Raw genomic sequence first — 12,552 nt, 5'->3', positions numbered from 1 at the left:
TTTCTAATGGCTCCGTGAATCGTTTTTAAGGGTTTGCATGATCACCCGGCCGGCCTGTTCACTGCCGCCCTGTCGCGTTTTGATATAATCTGCGGCCATGGCCCGGAGTTTATCTTTGGGCGGGGGATGGGCCACCAGCCGCATCAATGCGTTGGCAGCCGCCTGCCGGTGCGGCGTTTTATGCACCAGGCCCTGCGTAAAAACACTTGGCCCGATCCAGGCAAAATTTTCCCAGGACGGCCCAATCACCGGAACCACGCCATGGATCAAAGGCTCCAGAAAGTTCTGGCCGCCCAGCGGCGCAAGGCTTCCGCCCACAAAAACAGCCGTGGCCCTGGCATAGGCGGCATTTAATTCCCCAAACGCATCCCATAGGATAATCGTGCCGGGTTCGGCCGCCTCAGTGCCAAGGGAGGACCGGCGAACCCAGGGCCTTTGCAGTTTTTTCAGGTATTGCACCCATGCCGAAAGCCGGTGCATGTGGCGGGGGAAAATGCCGATCACCAGATCCGGGAACCGCCGGCTCAGTTCGTCGATTATTTTTATGATATCCGCCTCTTCTTCCTGCCGGATAGAGCCCAATACCAGAAATGGGGCATTGGCGGGAAGCAGATGGGATAGGTCAGCGGATTTCTCATCGGATGGTTCATCCAGTTGGACCCGGTCAAACTTGAGGTTCGGCATAACATCAACAATCTCCCGGCCGAAGAGTCCGGCGAATCGGTCCGCATCCGCCCGGGAGATGGCGAGCACCCGATCCGGGGCCAATGCGCGCCACAAGTCGGGAATCATCAGATAGCGCTTCAATCTCTTCGGGGTCATCCGGGCATTGATGATAAGGATTTGGCTGTCGTGTTTGTGCAATGCGTATAAAAGCCCCGGCCACAATTCGGTCTCCAGCAGCACCATAGCCTTCGGATCGATTTGCCGGACAGCCGCATCCATAATGGCCGGCTGGTCAAAGGGGAAATAGCCGGCCCGGATATTTAGTTCCGGCCGTTTTTCGCGGATGAGCGGAATCGTTTTTTCCAGAATTTCCATGCCCTGCCGCGTATTGGTGCTGACCCGTATGTCCAACGGCCGGATGCCGGGCAGCGCCTTTATCAGGGTCTCGGCCAGATAGGCTTCACCGGCCGATGCGGCCTGAATCCAGATATCCACCGGGCCGGACGGGGCCGGATTAAGCATACGTTCGGCATATCCGTCTTTCAGACGGGGGGTTAGTTTAAGAAGCGGTCTGGCCAGCCGCCATCCCGCATTATATAGGGCAAATAAAGATTTCTGCATTTTTTGGATATCATGGCCTGTCTAATCATGAGATATTGCCAACCGGGATATCATGTCTTTAAAAGTCCTTGCAACATAAATATGCCGGCGCCGGGTTCCTTGCCGGCACTGCCGGTGGGCAGACGCCGGGCATGCCTTGATGGGGCTTTCATGCACAGGGTTCTCCTTGACTAACAGTGTTTCATCAGGTACTTTCTCTACATATCCCTTAACCCTTTAGCATTCCGGACTTTAATATGGTGGCCAATCGCACGGAAGAAGAGAAAAAATATCTGCTGGACGCCATTGATGCGTTCAACCGAAAGATTATCATTATTTCCACGGATCACACGATTTTGGCGGCCAACGCAACCGCCCTGCAGGCCAATCCGCGCGCGTCTTTGATCGGCCGGACCTGTTATAAAGCCCTGCTCGACTGGGATCGTCCCTGTTTCCATTGTCCGGCGGATGAAGTAAGGCACACAGGTGAAGCATCGCTTCGATATGATCATATGGACAATTCGTTTAATTTTGATGAGAACCTGTGTTTGTTTTCCTATCCCGTTATCCAGGGGGATGAGGTGGAATTCATGGTCATGCTGGATTTTGACCTGCCGGCATTAAAGCATATGGAGCAAAAACGGCTTGAATCCAATGCCTTTTTGAGAAACCTTCTTAACAGTGCGGTAGATGCGGTCATCGCGGCGGACATCAAGGGCCGGATACTGATATTTAATGAGGCGGCGGAACAAATTACGGGGTATACGAGGGAAGAGGCGCTAAATGAAATCACCATCCGGGATGTCTATCCCGGCGACGGGGCCCGGGAGGTGATGCAGATGCTTTTGAGCGAGGAGTACGGCGGGGTCGGAAAGTTAAAATCCTACCGCATCAACGGTCAGCATAAAAATGGCGAAACCATCCCCATCAGTCTGAACGCCTCCATCGTCTATGATGCCAATGGGGAGCAGGTGGCCACCATCGGGTTTTTCCATGACCGCCGGGATGAAATCCGAATGCAGAAGGAACTGGAAAAAACCCAGGTGCAGCTCCTCCAGGCGGAGAAAATGGCCTCCCTCGGCAAAATGGCGGCAGGCGTGGCCCATCAGCTGAACAATCCCTTAAGCGGCATCATCCTTTATACCAAACTGGTAATGGAGGAATACGACCTGCCCGCTGAGGCCATGGAAGACTTAAAACGCGTGCTGGATGATTCGGAACGGGCGAAGGAGACGGTCAAGGAACTGCTCGAGTTCGCCCGCCAGACCAGTCAGGAAATGCAGCCCCAGGATATTAATGAGATTGTCTCCCGCACCATATTTCTGCTGGAAAATCAATCGATTTTTCACAACATTAAAATCGAGGAATCCCTTGCCGAGAATTTACCCCCTGTGAGCGGTGATGTTCAGCAGTTAAATCACGTGATCATGAACATTGTGCTAAATGCCGCGGATGCCATGGAAGGCAGCGGCATTTTGAGCATCCAAACCTGGTATTTTGCACAAGACCAAACGGTTCGCGTCTCAATCGCGGATACCGGGCCGGGGATTCCCGAAGATGTTCTGCCCCATATTTTTGAACCTTTTTATACCACCAAAGACCAGGGAAAAGGAACCGGCCTGGGCTTGAGCATGGTCTACGGGATTCTTGAAAGTCATGGCGGCACGGTTTGGGCGGAAAGCGAGGCTGGCGGGGGGGCTACGTTTCATATTGAACTCCCGGTAGCGGAAATGGAGGAGAGTGAGGACAAAATTGGCTGATTCAGCGGATCAATATAATATTCTGGTGGTCGATGATGAGCGAAGCATCCGGGAAGGTGTGGACCGGGTCCTCTCCCGGGTGGGCAATAAGGTTTTAACCGCCAAAAACGGGGAGGAGGCCCTTGATATTTTAAAGACCGAGCCCGTTTCAATTGCCATTCTGGATTTGAAAATGCCCGGCATGGATGGCATGGAGCTTCACCAGCGGATTCGCGAAATTGACGATCGGGTGGTGGTGATCATTATCACCGGCTATGCCACCATTGAAACCGCCATCAATGCCATGAAGCAGGGGGCCTATGATTTTATCCCCAAGCCCTTTGAGCCGGATCATCTAAAGATCGTGGTCAACCGGGCCATCGAGAAAATCAGGCTTTCCCGGGAAGCCGAAGCGCTGCAGGCGGAACGGGCGCGGACCTTGATGGATCTGGACCGGGAGAAAAGCCGGACCCGGACCATCATCGAATCCCTGCCCATCGGGGTGGTGGTTACCAATCCGGACGGCGAGGTGGTGTTAAAAAACCCGGCCTTTCTGCAAAGCCTGGAACTCGAAAAAGATCCGGAAGCGGGCGAGTCAATTGATGCCTGCGTGACAGATGACGGGTTCTGCCAGTTTGTGCGGCAGCTTTCCATCGGCGAATACAGTCTGGATGGCGAGGTCCCGGGCTATGAGCTATGCGTGGGGGATAATAAATACCTGCTGGCCCGGGGCCGGTCGGTTATGAATGAAAAAAACGAGTGCATCGGCGCGGTGGTTACCCTGTCCAATATTACAAGCCTTAAAATGCTCGATCAGCTAAAATCCGAGTTTGTGGCCAAAGTCTCCCATGAACTCCGCTCGCCATTGTCCACCATTCACGAGCAGCTGGCCACCGTGTTAAAAGACATGACCTCAGAGGAGTCCGAGGTTGGCCAGGACCTCATTGAAAGGGCCAAGGAAAAAACCAATGCCCTGATTTCATTAATCGGCGATTTGCTCGATTTATCCCGAATCGAGGCCGGTTCGCTGACGGAAAATAAAAAGCCGGTCCGGATTACGGAACTTCTCTCGAGCATTGTTGATTTCATGAAGAGCCGGGCAGACGGCAAAGGCCAGACCCTGACATTTAATACGGGAAATTCGCCCATTCCGGAGATAACGGCGGATCCCATGGCCCTGGAGAGCATTTTCGGTAATTTGGCCACCAATGCCATCAATTACACGCCCTCAGGCGGGGAAATCACCCTTACGGTGGAAACCGTGGACAAACAGATCAGGGTGGCGGTTTCGGACACCGGCTTTGGCATTGAAAAGCGGCATCAGGACAAAATTTTCGAGCGATTCTACCGGGTGAAGGATAAACACACCCGCCAAATCACGGGCACCGGACTTGGGTTGCCCATTGTGAAAGGGCTGGTGGACAGTATGGGCGGAAAAATCGAGATTGACAGCGAGCCGGGGAGCGGTTCCACTTTTACCGTATACCTGCCTTTGGAAACACCGGCCGAGACGGATGCGGACGCGGCTAATCCGTCAGTGCATTTCTAAAATCCTCGACACTCACATCAATGTTGGTCCAGAGGGCCAGGCTGTTACGGGCCTGATGGATCAGGGTAGGCAGGCCGTCCATAAAACGAAGGCCCCGGCTTTCGGCCAGAGCTTGCCAGATATTTGGCTGCCGGCCATAGTTTAGGTCAAAGATTAGTTCTCCGCCCGAGATATTCAGCTTTTGGGCAAGATCGGCCATTTCAGGGGATTCCGCCGTACTGGAGACCGTGGTGGCATTGACCAGGATCTGGGCCGGGAACTCATCAGTGGCCAGATCTTCTAAAGAAAGCGGTACCCCGCGCACGCGGCTGGCCACATTTCGGGTTTTGGGGGCATTTCTGCCGGCAATGTATATGGTTTCCGCCTTCAGCCAGTTGAGCACAAAGGCCACCGCCCTGGCCGCGCCCCCGGCGCCCAGGATTAACGCCTTTTTGCCGGCCGGGTTAAAATCGAGATCCTCCAGAGCATCCATGATGCCGATGGCATTGGTGTTATAGCCTTTCAGTTGATCGCCGGCCATGGCAATGGTATTTACCGCCCCGATAATATTGGCGCTCTCGGAGAGCACGTCCACATAGGGGATCACCGCCTCCTTATACGGAACGGCAATATTGGCGCCGGTAATATTTAGCGTTCTAAGGCTTCGAACGGCGTCCCCGAGGGATTTGGGGCTCACTTGAAAAGGCACATAGGTCCCGTTGATCCCGGCCTTGGTCATTACCCGGTTAAATACCGCCGGCGATTTAGAGGCAAAGACCCGTTCATCGCTGATGATACAAAACACGCGGTGAAATTGGTTGGTTGGCGTGGGCATAGGCTGATAAGGGGGCAGAACGGCGCTGTTAGATCCATTCATAAAAAAGATAACGCCGCTGGGTCACCCTGATCGGCTGTGTCTCCAGCGGCAGCGATTTATTACTGGTGCATTTGTGAATCGCCGGCATGATATGATCAGCTCATATTCAGCAGGCTTTGAACAGAATCCAGAATATCCTCGGCTGATGCCGGTTTGGGGAGGTAGTCATCGGCTTCGGTGCTCATGCCGTCATAGTGGGAGTAACGGGTGGAGGAGACATGATCCGCCACGGCCGTCAGCAGCAGAATCGGTATATCGGCATATTTCTCATCCCGTTTGAGCTCCGAGCAAACCTTATATCCGTCTTTTTCAGGCATCATCACATCCAGAACAATCGCATCCGGCGGGTTTGCCTGAACTTTTTCCATACCTTCCACGCCGTCATAGGCCACTTCCACGTCAAAGCCCGCTTTTTCGAGGTTCTTTTTCACAATCGAGACAAAATCCGGTTCATCATCAACAACAAGAATTCTTTTTTTATCGGACATCTTTTCCCTCCTTTTCGCGCCAGATGTCGGGGATGGATACCTCGGGCTGCTGGTTATATGTTTTGAGTATATTCTATATAATCTCGGGCAATGAATCAATCAATTTGTGGTCGGGGGTGCAATCCGGCGCGCTCAACGATTTCCGGCACCTTCTCCTCCCACTCAATGGCCATAATATGAAAGCCGCGGACCCCTTCAACGCCTTTTAAACGCTCAATGCTCTCGATGCAGATGTTAATGCCTTCTTCAGCCTGCTTCTCCTTGGGGGTATCGGCCATGCGTTTGACCACATCATCGGGCACATCCATGCCCGGCACCCGGTTTTTCATGAACTTGGCCATGCCTGCGGATTTAAACGGGGTCACACCGGCCAGAATATACACTTTTTCATGAAGCCCCCGGTCGACCACACCCTTCATCCATTTTTCGAACTTATCCAGATTGTAGATGCACTGGGTCTGAATAAATTCCGCCCCGGCCGCAACTTTTTTTGCCAGCCGCGGCACCCGGATTTCAAAGGGATCGGCAAACGGGTTGGCCGCCGCTCCGACAAACATGTTCGGCGGCCGCTTAATCTCGGCGCCGCCCAGAAATTTTCCCTCGTCGCGCATTTGGCGGACCGTCTGGAGTAACTGCATGGAGTCCAGGTCATGGACATTCTGGCCCTGGGCGCTGTCACCGAAGCTCTGGTGGTCGCCGGACAGGCAGAGCATATTCGGGATATCAAAAGAAGCCGCCCCTAAAATATCGCTTTGTATCGAGATCCGGTTTCGGTCCCGGGTGACCATCTGCAGCACCGGCTCAACGCCCATAAGTTTCAAATGGATGCAGGCCGCCAGGCTGCAGAGCCGGGTGACAGAAGTCTGGTTGTCCGTTATATTGACCGCGTCCACGTGGTCCTTAATCATTTCCGCCTTTTTTTTGATGGCTTCCGGATCACTGCCGCGGGGCGGTCCGCATTCCGAGGTGACGGCCAGATGGCCTTGTGATAGGATCCGCTGTAGTTTGCTCCGCGCTGTATCGCTCATATTTGTACATCCTCCCTGACCACTTTGCGGGGCCCGCCGGCCCTGTCTGTCGACCAGTCCTTTATTTCAAAAAGTTTTTCATAATCTTCAAGTCTGCCCAACGCCTTCAATCGATCAATGATCAGCTGCCAGGCACAGTCCAGTTCTTTATTGATTTCGCATTTGCCGTCTGAGGAGCCGCCGCAGGGGCCGTTTAAAAGCCGTTTGGCGCAGCGGGAAATCGGGCAAATCCCTGCGGTATAGGCCAGAATGCAGGTGCCGCAGGCCTGGCAGCGCTCGGTCCAGAGGCCCCGCTGTTCGGTAGCGCCAAGAAAACAAGTATTGACGCCGGGGTAGATGCGCTGGGAATGATATTTTTCGGCCATAAACTGAACCCCGACCCCGCAAGCCAGAGAAACAATGGCGTCATATTGATCCGCCGCATCCCGGATTTCTTCCAGGTATTCATGGTCGCACTGCCGCTCCAGCGTGATTTCATCAATTTTTACCTCTTGGCCCTGGTTTAGGAAATACATACGCAGGGCGGAGGCCAGAACCCCGACCTCTTTTTTGCCGCCGGCCTCACAGACCGTAACGCACTCATTGCAGCCCAGGATCAAGGTTTTTCCGCAGTCCTTGATTTGTTCAATAATTTCTTCAATCGGTTTTTTATCCGCGACAATCATGGATTGACCTCACTATTTATATTTTATGCAGCATCTTTTTTACGCTTATGTTTTTTGATCGGATTCGGCCCCAGGGCCTTAACATTTTCATACATCTCTTCGGCATATCGGGCAAACAGGGGCCCCTCGCCGGAGGAGAGGTTGTACATCTGCACCCGTTCACCGCCGGTCCCGACAATATCGAGCAATTTCTGGGCCTGCTCCACACGTTTTCTGGCCCTGAAATTGCCTGTTTTAAAGTGGCAGTCCCCCTCCATGCAGCCAACCACGGCCACGCCGTCAGCGCCTTTTTCAAGGGCGCGCAGGATGTGAATCACATCCACCTTACCGGTGCAGGGCACCCGGATAATCCGGATGCTGGTGGGATAATTCAGTCGCATCGAACCTGCCAGGTCCGCAGCCGAATATCCTCAGTAGTTGCAGCAGAAGGCCACGATAGTGGGTTCAAAATCTTCGGTCATAGGATATCCTCCAGTAATGCATCAACTTTGGTAAGGAGCTGCTGGTCTTCGTACCAGGAGAGCTCAATGGCTTTGGCCGGGCATTCCGCAGCGCAGGCGCCGCAGCCCTGGCAAAGGGCGTCGTCAATTTCGCTGACGCCTTCCTCATTGATGCGCGGTACCCCGTAGGGGCAGGTACGCACGCATATCAGGCAGGCCGCGCATTTATCCGGATCCACCCTGGCCGTGACCGCGGACAGTGTCAAGTGCGGCTGGGCGAGGAAGGTGGTGGCCCGGGCGGCGGCGGCATATGCCTGGGAAATGGATTCGGAAATCAGTTTGGGGCTGTGGGCCGTGCCGCAGACGAAAATGCCTTCGGTCCCCAGGTCCACAGGTCTTAGCTTGACATGGGCCTCAATAAAATAGTTCTCCGGGTTTTTGCCAAGCTTCATGATCGAGGCGAGTTCTTCCGTGTCCGCCGCCCGCATGCCGGTGCTCAGGGCCAGCATATCGGCATCCACGGTAAGCTCCCGGTCCAGGATATGGTCATGGAAAGTCACCGATACGCCATTATCCAGGGATGTCACCTGGGGCGGATTTTCCGGGTCGAACCGGGAGAAGATCACCCCCAGTTTTCTGGCCTCGGTATAATAATCTTCCAGCAGCCCGTAGGTCCGGATATCCCGGTAAAGGATGTAGACCTGGGTATCGGGATTTAATTTTTTGATATGAATGGCGTTTTTAATCGCACTCTGGCAGCAGATGCGCGAGCAGTTGGGGTTTTCCTCGTTTCTTGAGCCCACGCACTGGATCATCACCACCTGATCGAGGTTATCGGCGGCCCCCTCTTCCTCAAGCTTTGCCCCCAGCTCAATCTGGGTCAGCACATGCGGGTTCTCACCGTAAAGGTATTCCCCGGGCTGATATTCGTCTGCGCCGGTGGCCAGGATCAGAGCGCCGTGGTCGATTTTTCGCTCATACATACCCGGCCCCACCAGAACTTCTGTCTTAAAGTTGCCCTTGAAGCCTGAGAAATCGACGATCAGGGAGTTGGTGAGCACCTGGATATTTTGATGATTTTTGACCCGCTGGCTTAAATCCGCAATATAGGCCGGGATGTCCGCGCCTTCGATGGTTTGGGTCAGCCGGTTGGCAAGTCCGCCCAGTTCCGCCTCTTTTTCCACCAGCACCACCTCATAGCCCTGGTCCGCAATGCCTAAGGCGGCATTCATGCCGGCGACCCCGCCGCCGATCACCATACCCCGGCGGGTCACCGGGATCTGCCGCTCCTTGAGGGGCATTAGTGATGCGGCCCGGGCGACGGACATGCGTACCAGTTCCTTGGCCTTTTGGGTGGCTTTTTCCGGGTCATTCGCATGGACCCAAGAGTCCTGGTTCCGGATGTTGGCCATTTCAAAGAGATACTTGTTGATGCCGCATTTTTCCAACGTGTCCATGAAAATCGGCTCATGGGTCTTCGGTGTGCAGGAGGAGACCACCACGCGGTTGATATTATATTCCTTGAGGGTCTCCTTCATCTGATCCTGGGCATCCTGGCTGCAGGTAAAAAGGTTCTCCCCGGCATAGACCACATTGGGCAGGCTTTCCGCATATTCCCGAACGGCCGGCACATCCACCACGCCGGCAATGTTGATGCCGCAGTCGCAGACGAAGACCCCGATGCGCGGCGCCTCGCCGGAAACGTCAATTTCTTCAGGTATTTCAACCGTTTTGGTTTTTGAAAACCGTCCCTCGGCAAGGTTTCTGCCCGCCGCACAGGCCGCCGCACTGGCCTCGGTCACCGAGCTCGGGATGTCCTTGGGCCCCTGAAAAACCCCGCAGGCGAACACGCCCGGCCGGCTGGTGGAGACCGGCTCAAACGGGGAGGTCACCGCAAAATTGTACCGATCCAGTTCAACGCCTAAGCGCCGCGCATTTTCAATAGTGGATTCGGAAACCTGGAGCCCGACGGAGAGCACCACCATATCGAATTCTTCTTCCGCCAGTTCCCCGTTTTCCCTGGCATATCGGAGCCTCAGATTACCCGAATCCCCGATTTCATCAATGGTATGGACCCGTGCCTTTTCAAACCGCACGCCCGCCTCATCCTTGGCCCTTAGGTAGTATTTTTCATAATCCTTGCCAAAGGTCCGGATATCCATATTAAAGATCACCGCATCCAGTTCCGCCTTGGAATGTTCCTTGGCGATCATGGATTCTTTAACCGCATACATGCAGCAGACCGATGAGCAGTAGCCGTTGCCGCAGCGGTTGGTGTCGCGTGAGCCGATACACTGGAGCCACGCGATGCGCTTGGGCTCCGTGTGGTCCGAAGGCCTGACCAGATGGCCCATGGTGGGTCCCGAAGCGCTCAGGAACCGCTCGAATTCAAGGCTGGTGACAACATTGGGACTGCTCTGGTAGTGGTAGATATCCTCAAGGGCAGAGGGATCAAACACATCGTTTCCCGGGCACAGTATCACAGATCCCACGTCCAGATCTTCTTCCAGAACCGTCTGGCTGTGATCAATGGCCTCGGCCAGGCAGGCATCCACGCACTGGTAGCACTCCGAGCAGATGCCGCATTTCAGGCACCGGTCAGCCTCGGTTTGCGCCTCGGACGCATCGTAGCCGAAGGAGACTTCCAGGAAATTGCACTCCCGGGCTTCCGGGTCCAGGCAGCGGACCGGCACGCGCGGCTTATGGGGTTCGCCGATCACATCCGGCTTCTCGTAGGTCCAGTCTTTCTCCCGGTTCTCGTGAAGGTCCAGGCCGTTGATGTAGCGGTGAATGCTCTCAGCCGCCTCCCGGCCGCAGGCTACGGCGTCAACAACGGACTTGGGCCCGTAGAACGCATCCCCGCCGGCAAATACCCATTCAATGGGCGTTTGAAGGGTCACCGGATCGGCTTCTAAGCCGCCGGGTTTTGAAAGGGGGATGTTTTGCTCGGTAATGCCGGAGAGTTCCGCTTTCTGCCCGATGGCGATGATCACCGTATCCCCGAAAAAGGACTGGCAGGCATCCTCGTCATATTGGGGTGAAAACCGGTCGTTTTCGTCAAACACGGCTGTGCAGGTTTTAAATTCAATGCCGGAAAACCGGTTATTCTTGTCAATAAAAAAGGATTTGGGCCCGAAACTGTTGACAATCTCGATTTCACCTTCCAGGGCGTCCTCAATTTCATGCTCCCAGGCCGGCATCTCCTCACGGCGCTCCAGGCAGACCATCTTGACGTTCTCCGCGCCCTTTCGTTTGGCGGTAAGCGCCACGTCAATGGCCACGTTACCGCCGCCGATCACCAGGACGTCGTTTCCGAGGGGCGTTTCTTTGCCCATAGCCGCATCGCGCAGAAAATCAACCCCCTGCAGGACCCCTTCGGCATCCTCGTTTTCAATGCCTAAGCTCCGGCCGCCGTGCAGGCCGATGCCCAGGAATACGGCGGAATACCCATCCGCCTTCAGGCTGTCAAGGGTGATGTCCTCACCAAAGGAAACCCCGGTTTGAATGGCAACCCCCATGTCCTCGATCACTTTGATCTCGTTTGCCAGGATATCCCCTGGCAGACGGTATTCCGGAATACCCACGGCCATCATGCCGCCCGCGGTGGGCAGTTTTTCAAAAACCGTGACCGAATAGCCCTGGCGCCGCAGAAAATAGGCGGCGGAAAGCCCGGCCGGGCCGGAACCGATCACCGCGATCTTTTCCGTCCGCTCTTCAGGGATCTCCGGCACGTAAAGGTTGTCCTGCTTGTTCTCCCAGTCCGCCAGAAAGCGGTGGAGCTCCCGGATGGCGAGCGGCTCATCATAGTCGCTCCGGGTGCAGACGCCTTCGCAGGGGTGATGGCAGACCCGGCCGCAGATGCCGGGAAACGGGTGATCCTGCTTAAAGAGTTTCAGCGCCTCCTCGTATTTTTCTTCATTGATGAGTGCGATATAGCCCTGAATGCTCACATGGGCGGGGCAGGTGGCCTTGCACGGGGCAGTGCCCCGTTTGCTGATGGCATATGCCCCGGGAATGGCCTGGGCGTATTTCTTGTAAATGGCCTTGCGGGTGGACAGCCCCTGATCGTATTCATTGGAAACCTCAATGGGGCAGACCTTGGTGCACTCCCCGCAGGAGGTACATTTTGATGTGTCGATATATCTGGGCTCCTGGCGGATTCGGGCCTTGAAATGGCCCGGTTCGCCTTCCAGTCCCATGATTTCCGTTCCGGTTTTAAGCTCAATGTTTAAGTGCCGGCCGACCTCGACCAGTTTCGGCGAGATCACTCACATGGCACAGTCGTTTGTCGGAAATGTCTTATCGAGCTGGGACATCATGCCGCCGATGGCGGATGATTTTTCCAGCAGATAAACGTAATATCCGGAATTGGCCAGATCAATGGCGGACTGCATGCCGGCGATGCCGCCGCCGACCACCATTACAGATCCGACGGGTTGGGGGGATTGCTCGCTTGACGAATGCTGTGTCATTAATGATACTCCTGCTTTATTTGACGGCAGATTGTTTTGCCATCCATTT

At 54.9% G+C, this 12,552-nt stretch carries 9 protein-coding genes; 2 read left to right on the top strand and 7 right to left on the bottom strand.

All coding sequences use genetic code 11. The annotated features are described in order from the left end of the window. Positions 1-3 precede the first annotated feature (3 nt). Positions 4-1,287 carry a glycosyltransferase N-terminal domain-containing protein gene (locus tag U5L07_05490; GenBank protein MDZ7831183.1) on the bottom strand — a complete coding sequence of 428 codons (1,284 nt, stop codon included), beginning with the start codon at positions 1,285-1,287 and terminating at the stop codon, positions 4-6. Positions 1,288-1,523: 236 nt separating this feature from the next. Here U5L07_05490 and U5L07_05485 point away from each other — a divergent pair, with 236 nt between their 5' ends. Together U5L07_05485 and U5L07_05480 are read left to right on the top strand one after the other, a co-directional pair. Next, entirely contained in the window at positions 1,524-3,026 is a 1,503-nt protein-coding gene (locus tag U5L07_05485) for an ATP-binding protein (protein MDZ7831182.1), read from the top strand. Next, positions 3,019-4,554 carry a response regulator gene (locus U5L07_05480; GenBank protein MDZ7831181.1) on the top strand — a complete coding sequence of 512 codons (1,536 nt, stop codon included), beginning with the start codon at positions 3,019-3,021 and terminating at the stop codon, positions 4,552-4,554. Before U5L07_05485 ends, U5L07_05480 begins: the two co-directional genes overlap by 8 nt. On the opposite strand, the gene U5L07_05475 is transcribed toward U5L07_05480, so the two are convergent. The 6 genes from U5L07_05475 to U5L07_05450 form a co-directional block, all read right to left on the bottom strand. Next, positions 4,532-5,410 (bottom strand): hypothetical protein, encoded by an 879-nt coding sequence (locus U5L07_05475; protein ID MDZ7831180.1) that lies wholly within the window; start codon positions 5,408-5,410, stop codon positions 4,532-4,534. The genes U5L07_05480 and U5L07_05475 overlap by 23 nt on opposite strands. A gap of 95 nt (positions 5,411-5,505) precedes the next feature. After that, positions 5,506-5,898 carry a response regulator gene (locus U5L07_05470; protein MDZ7831179.1) on the bottom strand — a complete coding sequence of 131 codons (393 nt, stop codon included), beginning with the start codon at positions 5,896-5,898 and terminating at the stop codon, positions 5,506-5,508. A gap of 95 nt (positions 5,899-5,993) precedes the next feature. Further along, complete coding sequence (locus U5L07_05465; GenBank protein MDZ7831178.1) at positions 5,994-6,926, bottom strand: methylenetetrahydrofolate reductase; 933 nt, start codon at positions 6,924-6,926, stop codon at positions 5,994-5,996. Next, a complete protein-coding gene (locus U5L07_05460; protein MDZ7831177.1) occupies positions 6,923-7,591 on the bottom strand; it encodes a methylenetetrahydrofolate reductase C-terminal domain-containing protein in 669 nt (222 codons plus the stop codon). Before U5L07_05460 ends, U5L07_05465 begins: the two co-directional genes overlap by 4 nt. A gap of 23 nt (positions 7,592-7,614) precedes the next feature. Further along, positions 7,615-8,052, bottom strand: coding sequence for a hydrogenase iron-sulfur subunit (locus U5L07_05455; protein ID MDZ7831176.1), 438 nt, complete (start codon positions 8,050-8,052; stop codon positions 7,615-7,617). Continuing rightward, entirely contained in the window at positions 8,049-12,503 is a 4,455-nt protein-coding gene (locus U5L07_05450; protein ID MDZ7831175.1) for an FAD-dependent oxidoreductase, read from the bottom strand. Before U5L07_05450 ends, U5L07_05455 begins: the two co-directional genes overlap by 4 nt. Positions 12,504-12,552: the final 49 nt, after the last annotated feature.

This window comes from Desulfobacterales bacterium (assembly GCA_034520365.1).
GTDB lineage: Bacteria > Desulfobacterota > Desulfobacteria > Desulfobacterales > Desulfosalsimonadaceae > M55B175.
The sequence above is the reverse complement of the archived record's forward strand: the minus strand, read 5'-3'. Positions and strand labels throughout refer to the sequence as shown.